The following is a 20,811-nucleotide window of genomic DNA, read 5'->3' on the forward strand; positions in this document are numbered from 1 at the left end:
TGTATTCCCTTTAATTAATTAACCAAGTTGTTATAAAAATCGCTCTCCTTTTCTTCTTTTTTTTATTAAGTTTGTAATAGAAATTAATAATTTAAGACAAGATTTTATCCTACTAATTGTTACTAAGGATAATTTAGAAGTACAAAGCAATTTCAACATAAAATCTACTTTCCAAATATTCTTAAAATAGTTTAAAAATATTGCGTGAATGTTTATTCTTTTTCCTAGCGTCCCAGAAATATTGTCCAAGGAGGATAAGATAGTGTTGTTAGGTGGTTAATTTAATAAATGCGTTTACATTTTTGTCCTGCTACAATTATCGAAACAGTAGCTACTGTAATTCCGGAAAGGATGTGGACTTCTCTTTAATTAAATCTACAAACAAAAAGGTTTATTACAAGTTTTACAGTTTATCATTGTATTAGTAGGAGGAATATAATTAAATGAAAAAAATTATTAGTTCTATATTGTTGGCAATACTTATCCTGCCTGTTTTAAGCTTAAATGCTTATGCAGATAATCTTGAGAATAATGGTAAGGTGGCAGCTCCAATTTCCAGTGTCGAACCAGGCTCTTACTATAAAGCTCAAACTGTTAATTTAAGTTCACCAACACCTAACGTAAAAATCTACTATACTACTGATGGAAGTAACCCATCAAAAGAAAGTAATTTATATGTAGAACCTATCAAAGTTAATCAAGACATGACAATTAAGGCGGTTGCAATTCGTGGGAATGTAAATAGTAAAGCAATAGCTGCCAACAATGGAAATACGCATAGTGAAGTTGCTACTTTTACATTCAATTTTGTAACAAAAGCAGACATTGCTTCTAAATTTTTAAGCTTTACATATGAGGAAATGCCATATCGCCTTTACGTACCTGAGAATTATGATCCTTCTAAATCTTATCCCCTTGTACTATTTTTACACGGTGGTGGAGAACGAGGTACAGACAATGAGAAACAAATTTTGGGGAATGATGGGGCAGTAATATGGGCTGCACCTGAGAACCAAGTAAAACATCAGGCCTTTGTACTTGCACCTCAAGCACGTAATGTACACGAGGGTGGGTTCGGTATTACTCGTGACTCTAATAATATGATTAGTTTAAGCCGAGTTTTTGAGTTTTCTCCAGACCTGGAAAAAGCATATGATATTCTTCAAAAAGTAAGAAGCGAATACAATATCGATAGCACTCGTCTTTATTCAACTGGGTTATCACAAGGCGGCTTTGGGACGTTTAATATAAATCTAAAGTACCCTGATTTGTTTGCCGCTATGGTTCCGATTGCAGGCGGTGGAAATCCTTCTGAGGCGCACAAGCTTGTTAATAAACCAATCTGGGCATTCCATGCAGTAGACGATGTCGTCATTCCTGTATCCTACTCAAGAAATATTATTTCAGCAATACAAAATGCAGGCGGTAACCCAATTTACACGGAGTATCCGGCAGAACTGGGTTATAATCATGGATCATGGGTACCTGCTTACGAAAATAAAGAAATGATCGAATGGGTATTTAAGCAGGTAAAATCAAATTAATTTCTCTTTCTTATGAAAAGGGTTCCTGCCAGGAGAGTTAAATTATCATCGATAGCATTGAGGAAGAAAAGGGAGACCATGCAATTTGTGGTTGCAAAATAATATTTATGAAAGCCAGCAAGTTACTAATTTGCTGGCTTTTGTTATACCTTAATATCAAAAATAAAGGTTATTAACCTTCAGTGTATTTAATTTATTTTACATTCCACCTAATAACAAACTAAGCTCGTATAATCTTACTTCATGCGGTTGGAGCCTTCCATTCAAAACGATTGAATTATTCTCTACACTTTCATACTCAACTTTCATGTAAGGGACACAAATTTGCTTTAAATATTCAACTTCATCCGGTTTCATTTCAACAACAGCACCAAACTTTAACCATTCATCCAGAATACTACCCTGATCCCGGTTCAGTCTAAGTTCCTTTATACGATATTTCCCATTAGCAATTCCTTGTATTTCTAGTGAAAGATTTACCGGATCATTGTTTTCAAAAATCTCATATTGCTCGTGAATTCCGGTACTTCCTTCAGGATGTAAATAATAGGAATAATTAAAATGTTTATAGTTAAAACATAATACTTGATACCGCTCTCCTGATTTTTTCGTAACAAGATAATTGTCACCTTTTGCAACTAGTATTTCTCCTAACTGTTTTAACAGAGCAAAAGCATGATAACTTGGCTTTTTTATCCCACTTTTCGTCAGCAAACCTGCACCGCCATGCAGAAGGTTTTTAGCATCCCTAAAATCACTAAAGATATCTGAGCATAACCAGTATCCGACCATGTTAACCTTATTTTGTGATAAGTTTTCAATGATGTTCTTTACCATATAGGTTGCTTTAAAGCAGCTATCGTGAAGAAAATCTCGGTTAACCGGTGAGATATTCCATTCAGTTACGTTCAATTCAAGATCCTCGTATCCTGACTTTTTCATAGACTTTCTAATTTGAGTCAATTTATTACTAATATAATTGGGATTGGCAGATTGCAGATTTTTTATCGGAATTCGTTTTTCTTCTTTTTCTATTTCAATAGGGTAAAGATAAACCGATAGGAAATCAGGCTGGAGTTTTTCTGATTTCCATTGTTTGAGTAACAATTCCAGTTTATCACCTTCCAATTCCATACTTAACCCACATCCACCAACCTTTGCGGATGGGACAATATCATTAATAATTGTTTTAAATCCTGTAAATATTTTAAAATACTCTTCAAATTGGCTAGGCTCTTGATATTTAATACTCTTTGTACTGTTATTTCCATCCTGTGTCTCATCGGTAAATGGATCGATATGTTCACTCCATATTTCAAAATACCAAGATTCAACTTCTTCAAACCCATATCGTTCAATACTGTGTAATAAAAAAGCCTTCGTTAGGTTTTTCCATTCCTCCAATGACTTATCACTGATTGTTTGGATAATATAGATTTCATCAAGCGTTTTGGATATTATTTTGGGCTTAGGACCTAGTTCGATAAAGGGTTTAAAATTATTTTTAATAAGAAAATCTAATAATTTATTCGTATTGGAAAAATTGTATCTAATCATCCCATCGGATCGGTCTTCAATATGCATATCATCGCCAAACAATCCCCAAAATCTAGCATATGTAAATCCGATTTCATTTTGCAGGATGGTAATTTGCTCTTGTAAATCCGAGTTTAAAATATCCTTTGCATATCCAATGTTGATTAACTTACTCCAATACTTTATGAATGCTTCCGTATTCTTTATTCTAACAACCTGAGATTCTACCATATCAAGTGTTTCAATTGCTGTTTGGTTTCTATTCGTCGTCGTACTACTTAGATATCTTCCCAATTCAAATAATGCTTGATTCTCCTCCTGGTAACGTAATTCTGCGGTATCTTCTTCCGTATTCTTTGCCAATTTTGTCATTTTCTTTCTATATTCAACGGGTTTTAAATGATAATATTCATAGAAAACTCTGTTAAATGCTGCTAAATAAGGGAATCCATTATCTAAAGCAATACGTGTAATCGGTTTATCCGAGTTTTCTAATTCATTAACAGCATAAGCGAGACGAATTTCACTTAAGTATTGAGAAAAGTTTTTACCTGTTTGTTTTTTAAAGATTTTAGACAAATAAGGTACAGATATGTAATGTAGTCTTGCAACTTCCTCCAATGTAATGGGTTCGCGATAATTGCTTTGAATAAAATCAATAATATCAGTTAATCTTTCATTTTGATTTTTTCCAGGAGAATTAGCTATTTCTAAGTTTCTATTCTTCAAATAATTAATTTTTAATTTTGAAATTAATTTAAGTGCTTTTTCTAAAAATTCTACAAGAACATCATTGTTCTTTTTCATATAAATGGTTAATAACTCTTCTATAACGTATCTTAAATCTTGATCATATGGGGAAGCATGTTCGATTGAGTTACAAGTAAATAATAGATTCTTTTGACCTAGCAGTGAACTTAGTTCGGAATAATTAAAATGGATGATAACAAATAAACTATCCTTTTCGGATTGAAATGAATGAAATTCATTCGAATTTATCAATATAAAATCTGAGTTATTCAAATGAAGGATTTCATTATTCACTTTTACATGCAAATTACCCTTTATCATATAAATTAATTCAATATCACGATGTGCATGATCCAAGTTATTCTTATTGTTCATAATTGAAATAGTGACTAACTTTGAGCCAATTGAAGACTGAAAACCTTGCGTACCAACCAATTCCATCCCCCTCATAGAAACAAAACCTTTATATAAAACCATTCTTCCTTTATATTAACAGTTTGCTAAATACATAGTCTATCTGTGTCGAATGGGAAAAATAATGTTAACCATGAGCAAATACCACTTCTAATGCATTTCTCGAAATTTTGCAGGCGTCATACCTTCATGTTTCTTAAATACCATCCCAAAGTAACTAACATCTTCATATCCACACAATCTACTTATGTTCTTAATTTTCTCGTTCCTCTCTTGAATGAGTAGGGTTTTCGCATTGGCTAAACGAACATCTGTAATATAGTCAAAAATAGAGAATCCATTCATTTTTTTAAATAATTGACAAAGATATTCTTTTGACAAATCTACTATTTCTGCTAAATCAGATAACACAATAGGCTCTTTATAATTTTCGTTTATGTAGTCCATAATGAGATGTATTTTCTTATTCTGATTTGGAAAGGACTTTTCATTTTGTATCGTTGTTGATTTTGCAATTTCCAATAAGATTTCATAAAGTACTCTTGAAAAATCATACATTTCTGTTGGACTATTCCGTGTATTTACTAGAAGTAAATCTTCCATTAATTGTTCTATTATTTCGATATCGTTATGTTTATAAATACCAGATTGTTTAATTCCTATGTTCTCAAAAAAATCTTTTATTCCATAGCCTGTAAAACACATGAAATGAACAATCCAATCATTGCTCACTCCGTAATATCTATGACCAACATCTGGGAAGAATAACATCCCACTACCTTCTTCTACCACATACTGTTTATTATCAATTTCAAGCACACCATTCCCTTTGACAGCTTGGATCCACTGGAAAAATGGCAAGCCTGTGGGTCTGTTAATGTATTCCTGCCTATGATCTAAACCAAGGGAATATAATACAAAAGGAAGTTTTATATTTTGGTCTGTATATTTTGTAAAAAATGTCTTTTTCATATTTGAGAGAATCTCCATCTCTTTTTCTTAATATATTCATATCAACTATAACATTTTAAGATTTTTTATCTACTCATTATTTATTATCATATTAATATATTCTTATTATGAAAGGGTGCTTATAGTATGTCAACTATACCTCACATTAAAATGAGCAATGATCTTCCAACGTTATACGTTCATGACGAACCTTTTATTGCTTTAGCGGGGGAAATCCGTAATTCCAGTGCCTCTAGCCTCGAATATATGGAAAAAAACGTTTGGCCAAATATAAAAACATTAAACATGAATTCCGTTATTGTCCCTGTTTACTGGGAATTAATCGAACCTGAAGAAAATCAATTTGACTTTAGCCTCGTTGAAGGACTAATCAATCAAGCGCGGGAAAATAACATGCATCTTATTTTCCTCTGGTTTGGCTTATGGAAAAATTCAGAATCAAAATATGTACCACATTGGATGAAGCAAGATACACGAACTTATTTCCGTGCTTGTAAAGCTACCGGAGAACCTTTAAATACTATTTCACCATTATGTGAAGCAGCAGTGGAAAAGGATGCAAAAGCTTTTTATCACCTTATGAATTTTATCAAATCTATTGATTCAAAAGAAAATACTGTAATTGTTATGCAGGTTGAAAATGAAATCGGACTTTTAGGTACTGACCGGGATTATTCTGTTAATGCAAATGAAGCTTTTTCTCAGGAAATTCCTGGTATCGTAGTGGAAGAATTCCAAGTTTCTGGAACATGGGAAGAAGCATTTGGCTATGATGCAACAGAATACTTTATGGCTTATAATTTTGCATCTGCAGTAGAAAAAATTACTCAGGCTGGACAAAGTGCTTATCCACTTCCATGCTACGCCAATGCATGGTTGGAACAATACCCGTGGCGTGCAGGAACCTATCCGAGCGGCGGACCTGTAATGAAGATGCAAAAAATGTGGAATTTAATGGCTCCCTCTCTATTTTGTCTAGCACCGGATATTTATGTTCCAAATGTACCTGAGGTCTTAGACCAATATAGTCAAAATGGCAACCCACTATTCGTCCCAGAAGTCAGGAAAGATGCAGTGTCTGCTACCTATGCTTTATATGCGGTTGGAGGCTGTAACGCAATTTGTTACTCACCATTTGGCATTGAGGAACTATTAATGAATCCTGAAAATATTGAAAAACCACCACTAGAATTGATGGTGGCATTAAATATTGATCCTTCAGCATTCGAAATTGAAGGCAGCGCAGCGTATCTTGCCAAGAGCTATTCTATTATCGAGAATATCAAGCCGCTCTATTTTAAATATAGAAACACTACCCGTTTACAGAGTTTTGTAAAGAGAAATGAACATGACTTTGGTAAACTTCTTCATTTTGACGAATATGATATTCTCGTATCTTACTCGCCGAAAACACCCTATAAGCCAACTTCTGGCGGTATGATTTTTGAGGTATCAGATAATGAGTTTGTCGTTATTGGAACTATGATGAAGGTTCAGTTCTTTTCAAAACCAGGAAAAAATACACACGTGGATTTACTACGATTTGAAGAAGGCGAATTTGTTAACGGAGAATGGAAAGCGGGACGTATCTTAAACGGTGACGAAAAGATGATGATACAGTTGAAAGATATGCCATCAGCTTACAAAATTCAGTTATATGAGTATTAATAATAAATATTAATATGACAATAAAAAAGATGCCAATTCATTCTTTAGTGAATAGTTGGCATCTTTTATTTTTTAATTCTTACTTGATTCTTTAACCAATGATGCAGCCCCAATTACTCCTGCATCATTGCCTAACTGTGCTAATTTCAATTTTGTACTTGTTCTTACGGTTGGGAAGGCAAACTTATGGAAGTATTCTTCCACTCCTGTTAACAGCATTTCTCCAGCTGCTGAAACTCCCCCGCCAATCACAATAGTTTCAGGATTTAACATGTTCCCAATATTGCCGCAAGCAAGTCCTAAGTAATAATAAAATTTATCAACAACGATTAACGCTAATTTATCTCCACGTTTGGCATGATCAAACACGGTCTTTGCTGTTACTTCTTGTCCATCGTCAACTAACCATTTCAATTCAGATTCTCCGGAAAATTTTTCAGAAAAATCCCTAGCCAAGCGGACAACACCTGTTGCACTAGCTACCGTCTCCAAACAGCCTTTATTTCCACAAGTACACTGATAACCTTCTGTATCTACAATAATATGGCCAATTTCTCCGCCTGCTCCAACCTTACCATGAATCAGATTGCCATCTGCAATAATTCCGCCGCCAACACCTGTTCCAAGTGTAACAAAGACCACATCCGCACCATTTTCACCAGCACCCTTCCAGCGCTCGCCTAATGCTGCAACGTTCGCATCATTATCGATACAAAACGGAATTCCTGTACCAGCTTCAATCAATTCTTTCACAGGCTGCAAGGTAGTCCAATTTAAATTATATGCCCCGATAACAGTTCCTCTTTCACGATCAACCGTTCCAGGAGAACCCATTCCAATTCCAAGGAAATCATCAGCTGAAAGTCCATATAAACTTAGACGATGGTTAATCGATTCAATAATGTTTGGGACAATGTTCTTCCCGCCTTCTTGAATATCAGTCTCAATACTCCATTTTTGTTGGACCTCTCCATCTTCCGTCAAAATGGCAAACTTGACAGTCGTGCCACCTAAATCAATCCCAATTAATTTTTTCATTTTTTCCCCACCCTTGGCAAAGAATACAGGTGAATTTCACCTGTATTCTCATAAATTATAGTCCTAGTATTTTTCTTTGCATTTCTAAATGACGTTTCGTCATTACTTCAGCTCTGCCCGATAGATGATCTTCATATTCTGATACAATATATCCATCAAAATCAGAGTTTTGGATAATTGGTAGAATATCCTGATATGGAATACTCGCTTCCTTAAGGTTTTCATCAATATAATGAAATTTTCCGTGGAAGTGGATATTGTATGGCATGATTTTCTTTAATCCTTCCAAATCAGGCTCATTATAGAATGTCACAAATCCATACATTCCTTGGAGAGCACCCATTACAGGACCATTCGCACCAGCTTCAATCAGCCGCTGTCTTGCTTCCTCTCTTGGCACACCGTCATAACGGAGTTGTGCGGCCATTTCTAGCAATTCAAGAGGTGCCCCATTCGCAAGAGCCTCATCCCAATGAGGTTTATTCGGGCGAGTCGCAAAAGTTCCAAAATCTGTTACAATTCCAAGATATTTTGATCCAGTTTTTTCAATCACTTCCAAATATTTTTGAATATTAGGAGATGATGGTGTCTCTGGATTATGAAGTTCAACCCCAACCTTAATACCGTAGCTTTCCGCATAAGGGGCTAGTTTGCCGAATGCTGTCGGCGATAAAAGGTACTGGGCACGCATGATCTTACATCCCAATTTATTGGCCGTTTTCAAATCAATAATGGCCGATTGCAGCAATTCGTCTTCCGTCAAATCGCGATCGGATCTTACCCCGCGGTCCGCATTGGCTCCGTAAGAAACAAATTCAATCCCATAATGATCTGTCATCGCTTTGAATTCATTTATTACTTTGTCACTAGCATATGGATAAGAAGGCAGCATTTGGGTTCCTACCAATTCGAATCCTTCTGCTCCATATTCCGCAGCAGTACGAATACAATCTTCTAATGTAAATTTACCTTTAATATATTCATCTGTAAAGCTATATAAAGAAATTCCTAACTTAATATTACCCACTTGGACGTAACCTCCTCTCTCTTAATTTCTAACTGATAATGTTTTACTTCCACAAGAATCTAATTTAGCATAATCGTGCTCTTTTTTACTTCCAGGAACCGCCATATAAGGGATGCGCAGCATCAATTTCACATCGATGTGATGTTCTCCTTCAGTTAAACCGCCTGGTGCAAACACTTTAATCGTAGCTGGCTCTATTAAATTCCAAAACTCTGAAATAAGACTTGGTAATTGCCTTAAGGTAAACTCTTTTTCATTAAGACAAAACGTTATATCATCTGAATTTACTTCATTACCATCAACGGTAACAACAAACTCCTCAATACAAGATAAGAAATGTCCACGGTAGTTACTCAAACGGATTTGGAATTCATATCCTAGCTTTTTCCCATTCACGTATGTGTTTACTAGACTTTCATCACAAACAACATCGACGAATGGCAACCTCATACTAAATGCCATGGTTCTACCTTCTCTCCTATTTGCTTAAAACAGTCTCGTCTTCAAACACAATTTCTTTGCCAGTTTCCGCAGATTTATAAACCGCATCTAAAATTTTCGTTACAACAAATGCTTGTTCTGGTTTTACAAGTGGTTCTCTATCATATAAAACGGCCTCTAGCCATTGTTTTGCTTCTAATACTTCTGGTTTATTCGCTCCGCCTTCAAAGAACGCAATCGCTCCACCAGCTGAGTTTTTCTCTTCTGTTAACATACCATTGCGTGCAGAATTATAAACTAATTCATTTGTACGGAAGCTCATGCCAGAATTAATTTGTGCTCCAGCTTTTGTTCCGCAAAGAGTAGTAGCCGCTTCTCTGGATTCTAATACGTTAAGTGCCCAAGATGATTCAAGGAAAATTGTCGCTCCATTTTCCATTTTAATATAACCAAAAGCAGAGTCTTCTACTTCATAAGTTTCTGGATCCCATGGTCCAAACATATTGCCTTCAACAGCTTCAGGCAGATTACCTAATTTATTGAAAACAGAACCTGTTACAGAAACTGGTTTGTAATTATCCATCATCCATAAGGTAATATCAAGAGCATGCGTACCGATATCGATTAATGGACCGCCACCTTGTTGTGATTTATCAGGAAATACTCCCCAAGTTGGTACGGCACGGCGGCGAAGAGCATGCGCTTTTGCAAAATAAACATCCCCAAGCTCGTCTTTTTCACAAGCTTTATGAAGAGATTGTACTTCTGGACGGAAACGGTTTTGATAACCGATTGTGAATTTCTTGCCAGATTTCTTCCAAGCATCGATCATTTTTTGAGCAGCTTCTGTAGTGTGAGCCATTGGTTTTTCACACATAACATGCTTGCCTGCTTCAAAGGCTGCAACTGTAATTGGGCTATGGCTAACGTTCGGAGTTAAAACATGTACAAGATCAATAGATTCATCCTTTAATAGCTCACGATAATCTGCGTAAACTTTAGCATCTGGTGTTCCAAATTCTTTCGCTGCTTGTTCTGCACGCTCAACGACGATATCACAAAACGCAACGATCTCACTAATTTCTTTAAATTGTGCTAATGCCGGAAAATGCTTTTGATTTGCAATACCACCGCAGCCAATAATACCAATCTTTAATTTACCCATAATTTTCATTCTCCTTTTTCTTCATTATTAAATGATTTTTTAGTTTTATATTTAATAATCTATTTAAGCAAAAAACTGACTCAAATAGTTTTTACTAATTTTAATAGAATCTTTTTTAGATTTAAGTGAATCTTCAAATGCTTTGTCCTCTACTTCAATGACAGCATATCCGCGGTAACCGATATCGGTTAAAGCAGATACATATTGTCCCCAATTTACATCACCTAGACCAGGTAGTTTAGGAGAAATGTATTCAAGTGGTGTTGCCATGATTCCAACATCATTTAATTTGTCACTGTATACCTTAATATCTTTAAAGTGGATGTGGAACATCCGTTCTTGGAACTCATAGATTGGCTTAATATAATCCATTTGCTGCCATACAAAATGAGAAGGATCGAAGTTCAATCCGAAATTTTTATTAGGAATTAGTTCAAACACACGACGGAAGATGGCTGGTGTTGTCATTAGGTTTTGTCCGCCTGGCCACTCATCTTCAGTAAATAGCATCGGGCAGTTTTCAATTGCAATTTTTACTCCAAGTTCTTCAGCGTATTCTACGATTGGCTTCCACACAGTAGTCATAATTGCTAAATTTTCTTCTACTGTTTTCTTTTGGTCTCTTCCGATAAAGGTTGTTACCATGTTAATATCAAGCTTATTGGCAGCCTCAATACATTTTTTAATATGTTCCACATAGTAATCACTTTTTTCTGGATCCTGATCTAGGGCATTGGGATAATATGCAATAGCGGAAATTTTGATTCCTTTAGCTTCGCTATAGTTCTTGATATAATCCACATCTAAGTTATCAACATCTATATGGGTAACACCCGCATATTTTCGGGCTGCTTTACCTTGCGGCCATGCACATATCTCCACACATGAAAATTCGTTTTCAGCTGCGTAGTCAATTACTTCTTCAAAGCTGCATTCACTCAAAATGGCGCTGTTAAATCCAAGTTTCATTGCTGTCTGTTCCTCCTCCTATGTTGTTTCGATTAAGTTTTATACATTGATTCCGCTTACATATATATCTTAACCTCTTTTTAAACATGTTCCCTTTCTTTAATTAACCTTTTCAGGTATAGATTTTCGTCTTTTTTGTATTTTTCTTATTTTTCGAGATAAAATTAGGTTAAATATTATAATGTTTTTTTTAATCTATTAATATATTGGGACTAATCAACAGAAAAAAGGTGCGATACTTTGTGTATCACACCTCATTTATCTCCTGTGTAATTATATCGAAAGAGTTATTTTTCCAAACATACCTGTAGGATCGATTGCGTCGTGCCAAACAATAAATGGTGGTTCTGGGTGATTGAAACGATCTCGATCTAATGTTGTGGCTACTTCCACACGAATGGTATTAGTCCCTTTCTTTAAATAGTTTGCCACCTCAAAAACATAAGGCGGGCACACTTTCATCCCCACATATTCATCATTGATCCATATTTCTACTGCTTCATAAATATTCTCGAAAGTTAATATCCCTTGTTTTGTTACTTCTTCAATTTCAATCTTCTTTTCGTACTTAATGATTCCAGTGAAAGTTGGATATTCTTTGGAAATCGGCGCTAATTCTTTCATTTGATTCTCTTCGCCGAAATTTGGGTATTCAATATTCTTTACTAGAGAATAGTTCCAATCTGTTGATAGATCAATTGTCTCCTCACACTCAGAGAGCTTCATAGAAACTGGACGATAATCTCTGAACTCACTTGCTTGTTCTTCATCACTAACAAACACTACACAAGATTCATAAGGCTTAAGTTCTAAATAAATAATCGCTTTTCCATTTTCCTTTTTAACTGGTAGATTTTCGAATGTATTTTCTAGCCCATTATAGACAATAGCAAATTCTCCAGAGGTTAGTTCAATTTCACCACTAAATGTCTCATGTGCGGATTCGTTCTGAAACATATAGATATTATTGTCTTTCATATAATGATAATAAGTTAAATCCTTAAAAGGTGTCTTTAATTGAACATCAAATATCCCTTGTGCCTTAAGATTAGCAGCCAACTCAGTTAAAGCAACCACTTTACATTTTTCAATAGCGCCCAAAAGTTCTAATTCTTCCTGTCCATCTACTATATTCGAAATCCCTTCAGGTCTTCCATCTACAAAAATAATCTCTAAGTCTTCTGCTTTTTTAATAAAAGCAGCCAACTCTTTCGTAATATATTGACTGTAAGGAATCACTAAACATTTAAATTCTTCACCATTAATGTGTAAAGCGCTATTCTCTACTTTTCCGTTATAAGTACTTAGGTCACTTAAGATATCAATCGGAACAAAATCAAAATCAATTTGATTTTCAGTCAGTAATCTGGCTGTTTTTTGCATTTTCATATATTCCCCAGTCCATTCACTTTCACCGTGATATAAAACGGCCACAGGAGCAACATGAGTACCATTATTAAAAATATGACATAAGCGATTTGCATAATGCATGAGATGGGCAAAATGCTTAAACTGTGGATTATGTCCTCTTGCATAAAAATGTGGCGGGCAATCGAAGTCAGGGTATTCTCGCATGGAAAATGCGTGAGGCACAAGATAATTGATACCTCGGACTAACAAATGGTCGAGAATATACTTCATATCCCTTACTCCAAGTTTCCATCCATAGGCTCCAAAAAGTTCACACATCGTTCTTCCTTTTTTCTTCGGATCAAGATGTCCAAAAGAAGACCCGAGTTTTCCTAGTGTATAATGATAGAATTCTCCATCTCCTTTGAAGACTCCCCTTCTCTCTAGACCGGCACCACCAAAAATTACTTGACCGCCTATCACATCAATTCCCGACATATGCTGACCAGACAAAGCTCTAAAGAAATGCCCCGCCCCGCTGCCTAATCGGCTATGCTGATCATTATCCTCAATAACGTGGCCAATGTATTCAACATTGTGTTCTTCACACCAATTTCCTAATTTGTTACTAAAGTTCTTCTGATATAACCGAGTAACGATATCCATATAGGTATATCGAGTATGGACACATTGATTCATTTCCTCAGAATTAGCCCATAAATATGGCAGGTACAATCTCCAATTCTCCCCATGAGCGTCTAAAATCATATTTTTTGCTTCTTCACTCCAAGGTAATGGCATATCTTTTCTACCAATCGATTCATTAAAGTCAAATCCATTTACATTACCGAAAGCTGGCTCATCAGAAAAGAACCCAGCAAAAGTCTTTCCGAATTCATCCTTATAACGTTCAAAATGTGGTTCATATACCGCTTCAAGCTGCGTACTAACAGACTCTTCATCGATCATATTAATATACTTCGGGTTACCGCCATCTGTTTTCGTTTCATAAATCACAAACAGTCTCCACGGTCCCTCTGGCAAAGTGCATGTTAAGAAATCTTCATAAACACTTTCAGTTAAATCGATCAACTCTTCTGAAATAATTCCGTCTGTTACTAACTTAGCTGCTACGACACACATTAACTTATTGTTTTTTTGTTCTTCTTTGTCGATCGGTTTACCAATATCAAGCCAAGAACTCTTTGGTTTTAACATTGGGGGAATATGTACCGTTACCTCATTTTGTGCTCCTAAGATATCGAGTGTATTGAAGTTAATATAGGTCTTCTTCCGGTTTGGATATTTTTTCTCAATTAAACCATTTGCATATCCGGTTGGAAAATGAGCATCATCCAACACCCAAACACGCATACCTCGCTCTCTGGCCTCTTCCATAACAACATCTAGGTCATGCCACCAGCCTGGACCGGCGAAATCGGGATGCGGGCGTGCTTCTACACAGATGCCTCGTATTCCGCATTCATAGATTTTTGAAATTTCTTCTCTGATTATTTGTTCATCTTCCCCTTTCATCCAAAGAAAAGGAAGAATGTAATTTTCATTTTTATTATTGATTAAGTCCTTTAGGGTTCTTTCCATGATGGATCCTCCTATTAAAATAGCTTATAAGCTACACAAATCCTGCGTAACTTATAAGCTCCATGTAGTTTTATTACATTGTTAATCCTTGTCTTTTTAGAAGTTCTTCTGTATTCTTCATAGCTCTTGCCTTTGTAATATGATAGAAGAACAAAGGAATCGTTCCGATAATTAATAATATACCAGGTCCTAAATTTACTAGGATGTTTATTCCGTTCACTACTTCCGGCGTTTGCTGTGTATTCGCAACATAGCCAATTACTCCTAGAATAGTTGCGCTTAAGGCTCCTACTGAAGCGCTTGCAATTTTGGTTACTAAACTTGTAAAGGAATAGATTGCACCATCTGCACGTACGCCTGTCTTCAATTGACTCTCATCGATAGCGTCACCAACCATACTGAACACCATAAGACCGCTAAAACCAAGAGGAATACATGAAATCGCTGACACAATATAAATCATTGTAAAATTTGTCACAGGTGTTAAATACAATACAATCCAACCAAGACCCATAATGATGGATCCACCAATTAATAGAGTTCTCTTCTCAAAGTATTTCGCGATAAAAGAAACTCCAAATGCTCCGATTGCTCCACAAACCGATAATATTGTAAATAATACCGCGATTAAATCTGGTCGATTTAATACATAAATTGCATAATAAACGATTGTTCCAATTCGACCAAATACACCAAGTAAAACAATGAAAAGACTAGTTAGAATTAATAATACTGGTTTATTAGACCAAACAGATTTTAATGATTCCTTAATAGTTGGTCTTTCTTCTTTTGCTGGAGTAACAACTTCCTTACAGTTTTTAAACGTTAAAATTAGAAGTGGAGCTGATACCAGTGATAAAACAATTGCTGCATAGAAGAAACCGTTTTGTTGATTTCCCTTACCTAAAAAAGTAATTAAAGGCATTACAGCAGCACCTGTTAGAATACCTGCTAATTGTCCAAAAACTCCTCTATAAACGTTTAAATTCGTTCTTTCGTTTGTATCCCTTGTCATTACGGTGGCGAGTGCACCATATGGTACGTTAACCACTGAGTGAACTGTACCTAATAATAAATAGGTTATTGTAGCATAAATCACCTTGCCGGCAGTTGAAAGATCTGGAGTGTAAAAAGTCAAGATATTTAGGGCACAAAGAGCTAATGCCCCGTAAAGAATATATGGTCTAAAACGTCCGTGTTTGCTTTTCGTGCGTTCCATCACTAGGCCAAGTATTGGATCTACGAAACAATCCCAAACCCTAGCAACTAATAAAATGATAGCAGCCACACCACCAGCGATACCGAAAACATCCGTATAAAAGAATAATAAATAGGATGACGCTAAACTCCATACAACACTAGCTGAAAACTCACCAAAACCATAACTTAACTTGGTCATAAAACTTAGCTTTTCAGTAGTCTGAGGTGCAATTATATCATTAGTTTGCTGAACAACAACATTTGCCATATTTCTCCTCCTAGTATTAAGTACTGACCCCAACATGTATATTTCTTCATTACAGTAGCTACTGTTACCATTATATTATCTGACCCTTTATGCAAACGCCTTCATATTATTAAACATATAACTCTATTATTTTAACCTCTTTCATATTTAAAGGGCTTTCATTTATATTAGGATAAAAATTTAACTGTGATTTTTAATCTACTGTTCCAATATTCGGAATTTATTAAGTATTTATAGTCATATTGACTATTTTCTAGCATTTTATCACATTATTAACTAGCTTAACTGAACAAATAGTAGTCAAAAAAAAGCAACCATTAATAATAAATTAAATGGTTGCGTCTAAAATTAAACTATTTATTAAATAAATTAATTTCCAACTAGTGTAAATTCTCCCTCGAGCCCTTCCTTCGAATTAGGACCGACAAAAACGTTAAATAAACCTGGTTCAATAATGTACTCCATTGCCTCATTGTAGAAACCAAGATTCTTGATCTCAATCTCAAAACAAACGGTTTTTGACTCCCCTGGCTGAAGCGCTACTTTTTTAAATCCTTTTAACTCTTTAACTGGTCTTACTCTGCTTGCAACAACATCAGAAATATAAAGCTGGACTATTTCTTCTCCTGCACGGCCGCCTGTATTTTTTACATCTATATTTACTGTAACTTTACCCTCTTTCGTAACTTCAGAAGACGAAATAAGAAGGTTTTCATATTCAAACGTTGTGTAACTTAATCCAAAACCAAAAGGATACAATGGCTCCGAAGGACCATCTATATATTTTGATGTGAATTTTATTTTACCTGCCGGTCTTCCTGTTTTAGGATGATTATAATAGATTGGCACTTGTCCAACTGAATAAGGAAATGTAGCTACAAGTTTACCACTTGGATTGTAGTCTCCAAACAAAACATCACCTATCGCATTACCGCTCTTGGTGCCCAATTGCCATGCTTCCACAATGGCAGATACGTTCTCAGCTGCCCAAGGAATCGTTAAAGGTCTTCCGTTAATGAGGACGACAACTAACGGTTTTCCTGTTTGATGCAACGCCTTTAATAAATCTTCCTGTCTGCCAGGTAAGTTAAGATCCATACGACTTGAAGCTTCTCCGCTCATGTCAGCACTCTCACCAACGACAGCAACGATCACATCAGATTCATTTGCTAATTGTACTGCCGCATCAAAGTCCATATTTTCATTCCCTATTACTTCGCAGCCCTTTGAGTAGACGACTACTGTATCCTTATCAACCGCAGATTGGATTCCGGACAAAACAGTAACTACCTCTTCTGGATCACCTGTTATAGCCCATGTACCCAACATTTCCTTTTGATTATCAGCTAATGGACCAACAACAGCAATTTTCTTAAGATTCTTCTTTAATGGCAAAATCTTGTCCTCGTTCTTCAACAATACAATGGATCGTTGCGCCATTTCTCTAGCCACTTCAACATGTTCAGGAGCAAGCAGAGTCTTTTCTTCCATATCTTTATTCGTTCTATATGGGTTATCAAATAGTCCTAAATGGAATTTCACACGTAAGACACGTCGAACTGCTTCATCCAATACATCTATAGGTATATCACCATTTTTGATTTGTTCTGGTAAATCCTGTTGGTACGTACCGTGACTCATATCCATTTCTAGGCCTGCCAATAATGCCTTCTTACTAGCTTCCTTCCGATCTACGGATTCCCCATGAACTACCACTTCCGCTATAGAATTTGCATCACTAACAACAAAGCCTTTAAATCCTAATTGTTCTCTTAAGACATCTGTTAAAAGGTAGCTATTAACTGTGCACGGGATTCCATTTAAATCATTAAATGCACTCATAAATGTTCCGACACCTGCTTTTGCAGCTGCTTCAAAAGGAGGCAGGTAAACCTCATGAAGTGTTTGAAGCGACATATCCACTGTATTGTAATCTCGACCGCCCACAGCTCCCCCATAGGCAGCAAAGTGCTTTGCACATGCCAGAATCCTTTGAGAGCCAGATAAGTCATCGCCTTGAAACCCCTTTACTCGCGCAGCTCCAATCAAACTGCCCAAATAAGTATCTTCTCCTGCACCTTCTGCAATTCGTCCCCAACGCGGGTCTCTGGTTATATCTACCATCGGCGCATAGGTCCAATGAATTCCAGCAGCCGATGCCTCTTTTGCCGCAATTTCTGCTGTTTTCTCGATCAAATCCAAATCCCAACTACACGCTTCTGCAAGCGGAATGGGAAAAATGGTTTTATATCCATGGATAACATCCAAGCCAAAAAGCATTGGAATTCCAAGTCTTGACTCCTCTATAGCTATTTTTTGTAATTCATTAGAGATTTCTGCTCCTGTCACTCCACCCATTGAGCCAAGGATACCTTCTCTTATTTCATCCTTATGATAATTCTTCTCCATCGCTTGAAATTCCTGATAGGAAATCTCGCCTTCAACTAATTTTGTTATAATCACTTCAAATGCACCATAAAGGGATGGAACTATTTGTGTTAATTGACCAACCTTCTCTTCTAAAGTCATTTTACCAATTAATTCATTTATTTTACTTTCTTGATCTTCAACTATCATTTTTTCCTGCATAGCCATTTCTACCATTACTATAATCATTCCTTTCAACTTTTATATAAAAATACATAAAGTATCCTCTAGTAGAGCTTGCATAAATCTACTAGAGGATACTTTTTCATCAAAACGATGAAGAGAGTCGTAGAATATTATTTTTATCTTTTTCGAAAAAAACAGGCTCATTTTTACTTGCAGCTTGATAAAAATGATCAATAATGTTCATCGTATAAACCCCATCCTCAGCAGGAGCGATTAACGTACTACCTGATAGGATACTATTAGTAAAATGTTCAAATTCATTCATTAATTTAATATTTGGATTCAAAATTGGAGAAATATCAACACACGTATCCAGCAGTTCAGAATGAATCTTCAACTCACCATTGATGAGAGAAACTCCACCTTTTGTTCCTAGTATTTCTACATACTGCTTGTCTTTTTCAATATTGGAGGCCCAGCTGAATTCAAAATTTACAGTTGCTCCATTTTTAAGACCTATAAAACCCATGGCAGAATCTTCTACATTGAAAATACCATTTGGATTTCCCTTATATCCATTTCGATTACGTGTAGTCGTTTGATCAAAGTTATTATAAGTGGCTCCGGTCACATAGGAAGGTTCTGGCATACCCATTAGGTACATGGCTAAATCAAGATAATGAACACCTAAATCAATCATTACTCCGCCGCCGGCATAATCTTTATTGGTAAACCAAGTGCCTCTGCCCGGTATACCACTTCTTCTAATCCAGCCAGCCTTTGCCTGGTATATTTCACCTAGGTAGCCACCATCAATATATTTCTTCAGGTAAACAGCTTCATTTGTAAAGCGGTTATTTAAGCCAAGCATTACCTTTTTCCCTGATTTATTTTTAGCTTCAACAATTCTTTTAGCTTCGATTGCATTTATTGCTAATGGTTTCTCACAATGAACATTTACTCCCTTTACAAGGGCATAAACGGAAATTTCAGCATGCAGGTAGTTTGGTGTACAAACACTTACAAGATCCAATTCTTCAGCATTAAGCATATCTTTATAATTGCTATAAACTTTTTCAATCTTATATTTATCAGCTAATCTGTTGGCATTTTCAATATTCACATCACAGATGGAGACTAATTCAATATTAGGGAGATTCATATAATTATTTAAATGTTTTCTTTCCGCATTACTCCCGGCACCTATTAACCCATATCTCAATTTTCGATTATTCATGTCTAATCCTCTCCTTTATATCTAAAATACAAGCTTCCTCATGTATTCGATTGTAAAATCGATTCCTCTTTCACCAAGTTCACCCGTCCAAACCGGTGAATGCGGTTCGATACTTAAGCCCCCGGTATAGCCTTTTACTCTTAATAATGAAAGGAAGGTTTTCCAATCTGTTTGATCCAAACCTGCTGGCGGATCATCCACTCTTTGACCATTGATGATCATAGAACCCTTTAAATGCACATGATTAAAACGCTCTCCCCAATCCAAGGTTTCCTGCAGGTAATCTCCGCCAAAATATCGGCTGTGAGATGGGTCAAACTTAATGCCCAAGTCTTTTAGATGACCATGAACGATTTTCCATACCTCAGGAGTATTGACATAGTTTACTTTTCGGCAGTTGTAAGTAGAGACTTTAACTCCTTTTGGTTTAGCATAGTCAATAAGCAGTGAGAAAAAGTTTATTGCTGCTGTACAGTTTTCATAAAAGGATAATTCCTCGACATAATTACATCCACTTACAAAATTGGTACATCCTAATTCTTCTGCCACATCAATCAATCGAAAGCATCTCTCTACTTCTTCTTCTATGACGCTTCCCTTTTCATCAATGCGCAAAGACTTCCATCTTCCTATAGAGGCAACTGCAACACCGTATTCATCTTTCCATCTTTTTAGATTATCTCGATTGCGAGAAAAAACGTCTACATCTTGACCTTCATTCACACAGACTTCAATAAAATCAAGTCCTTTTCGCTTTGCTTTTTGAAAACTTTCCTCTGTAGGTGTGGCAATAATTCCAAGCTGCATCATATTTAATCCACTCTTTTCATCTTTATTATTGGTCTTCCCATCTATATAACAAATTGTTTTTAAGTAACGCTTACAATCTTATTTTAATCAATTTGTTTATACTCATCTCCCCAGCTGTTAACCAATTTATTATAGATTTTAATTCATTTTGTTTTCATAACATATCAAAATAATGAAGAGGTTAAAAATTTAACTGTTATTTTTAACCTCTATTACTCATTAAGAAAAAGAAACGAAAATGAGACGAAAATATCTATCTACTAAGAT

14 protein-coding genes are annotated in these 20,811 nt (G+C 35.8%); 2 read left to right on the plus strand and 12 right to left on the minus strand.

What is annotated here, in order from left to right:
* Window positions 1-443 precede the first annotated feature (443 nt).
* A complete protein-coding gene (locus ABC255_RS20075) occupies window positions 444-1,544 on the plus strand; it encodes a chitobiase/beta-hexosaminidase C-terminal domain-containing protein (protein WP_412996291.1) in 1,101 nt (366 codons plus the stop codon).
* 198 nt (window positions 1,545-1,742) lie between these two features.
* Here the strand turns inward: ABC255_RS20075 and ABC255_RS20080 are convergent, their stop codons facing one another.
* Together ABC255_RS20080 and ABC255_RS20085 are read right to left on the minus strand one after the other, a co-directional pair.
* Window positions 1,743-4,265 carry a GH39 family glycosyl hydrolase gene (locus ABC255_RS20080; protein ID WP_412996293.1) on the minus strand — a complete coding sequence of 841 codons (2,523 nt, stop codon included), beginning with the start codon at window positions 4,263-4,265 and terminating at the stop codon, window positions 1,743-1,745.
* Between the two features lie 129 nt (window positions 4,266-4,394).
* Entirely contained in the window at window positions 4,395-5,216 is an 822-nt protein-coding gene (locus ABC255_RS20085; RefSeq protein ID WP_412996294.1) for an AraC family transcriptional regulator, read from the minus strand.
* Window positions 5,217-5,342: 126 nt separating this feature from the next.
* On the opposite strand from ABC255_RS20085, the gene ABC255_RS20090 reads away from it, so the two are divergent.
* Window positions 5,343-6,884 (plus strand): GH35 family beta-galactosidase, encoded by a 1,542-nt coding sequence (locus tag ABC255_RS20090; RefSeq protein ID WP_412996296.1) that lies wholly within the window; start codon window positions 5,343-5,345, stop codon window positions 6,882-6,884.
* A gap of 72 nt (window positions 6,885-6,956) precedes the next feature.
* On the opposite strand, the gene ABC255_RS20095 is transcribed toward ABC255_RS20090, so the two are convergent.
* The 10 genes from ABC255_RS20095 to ABC255_RS20140 all read right to left on the minus strand — a co-directional run bounded on the left by ABC255_RS20095 (window position 6,957) and on the right by ABC255_RS20140 (window position 20,544).
* Window positions 6,957-7,922 (minus strand): ROK family glucokinase, encoded by a 966-nt coding sequence (locus ABC255_RS20095; protein WP_412996298.1) that lies wholly within the window; start codon window positions 7,920-7,922, stop codon window positions 6,957-6,959.
* A gap of 55 nt (window positions 7,923-7,977) precedes the next feature.
* Window positions 7,978-8,949: a sugar phosphate isomerase/epimerase family protein gene (locus ABC255_RS20100; protein ID WP_412996300.1), complete on the minus strand. Its 972-nt coding sequence runs from the start codon at window positions 8,947-8,949 to the stop codon at window positions 7,978-7,980.
* 21 nt (window positions 8,950-8,970) lie between these two features.
* The gene (locus ABC255_RS20105; RefSeq protein ID WP_412996301.1) at window positions 8,971-9,411 is read right to left on the minus strand and encodes a C-glycoside deglycosidase beta subunit domain-containing protein; all 441 of its coding nucleotides are present in this window, start codon (window positions 9,409-9,411) and stop codon (window positions 8,971-8,973) included.
* 16 nt (window positions 9,412-9,427) lie between these two features.
* Entirely contained in the window at window positions 9,428-10,555 is a 1,128-nt protein-coding gene (locus ABC255_RS20110) for a Gfo/Idh/MocA family protein (protein ID WP_412996302.1), read from the minus strand.
* Window positions 10,556-10,618: 63 nt separating this feature from the next.
* Window positions 10,619-11,524: a sugar phosphate isomerase/epimerase family protein gene (locus ABC255_RS20115; protein ID WP_412996304.1), complete on the minus strand. Its 906-nt coding sequence runs from the start codon at window positions 11,522-11,524 to the stop codon at window positions 10,619-10,621.
* A gap of 273 nt (window positions 11,525-11,797) precedes the next feature.
* A complete protein-coding gene (locus tag ABC255_RS20120) occupies window positions 11,798-14,476 on the minus strand; it encodes a glycosyl hydrolase (protein ID WP_412996305.1) in 2,679 nt (892 codons plus the stop codon).
* A 73-nt stretch (window positions 14,477-14,549) separates the two neighbouring features.
* On the minus strand, window positions 14,550-15,944 hold the full coding sequence (locus ABC255_RS20125; protein ID WP_412996307.1) for an MFS transporter: 1,395 nt from the start codon (window positions 15,942-15,944) through the stop codon (window positions 14,550-14,552).
* Window positions 15,945-16,313: 369 nt separating this feature from the next.
* Entirely contained in the window at window positions 16,314-18,560 is a 2,247-nt protein-coding gene (locus ABC255_RS20130) for a glycoside hydrolase family 3 N-terminal domain-containing protein (RefSeq protein WP_412996309.1), read from the minus strand.
* Window positions 18,561-18,639: 79 nt separating this feature from the next.
* Window positions 18,640-19,734, minus strand: a complete 1,095-nt coding sequence (locus ABC255_RS20135) for a Gfo/Idh/MocA family protein (RefSeq protein WP_412996311.1) — start codon at window positions 19,732-19,734, stop codon at window positions 18,640-18,642.
* A gap of 21 nt (window positions 19,735-19,755) precedes the next feature.
* Window positions 19,756-20,544: a sugar phosphate isomerase/epimerase family protein gene (locus ABC255_RS20140; RefSeq protein ID WP_412996313.1), complete on the minus strand. Its 789-nt coding sequence runs from the start codon at window positions 20,542-20,544 to the stop codon at window positions 19,756-19,758.
* Window positions 20,545-20,811: the final 267 nt, after the last annotated feature.

Origin of the sequence: Neobacillus canaveralius (genome assembly GCF_047237705.1) — a bacterium.
In the GTDB taxonomy this organism is placed as follows: Bacteria; Bacillota; Bacilli; order Bacillales; family Cytobacillaceae; genus Neobacillus; species Neobacillus niacini_K.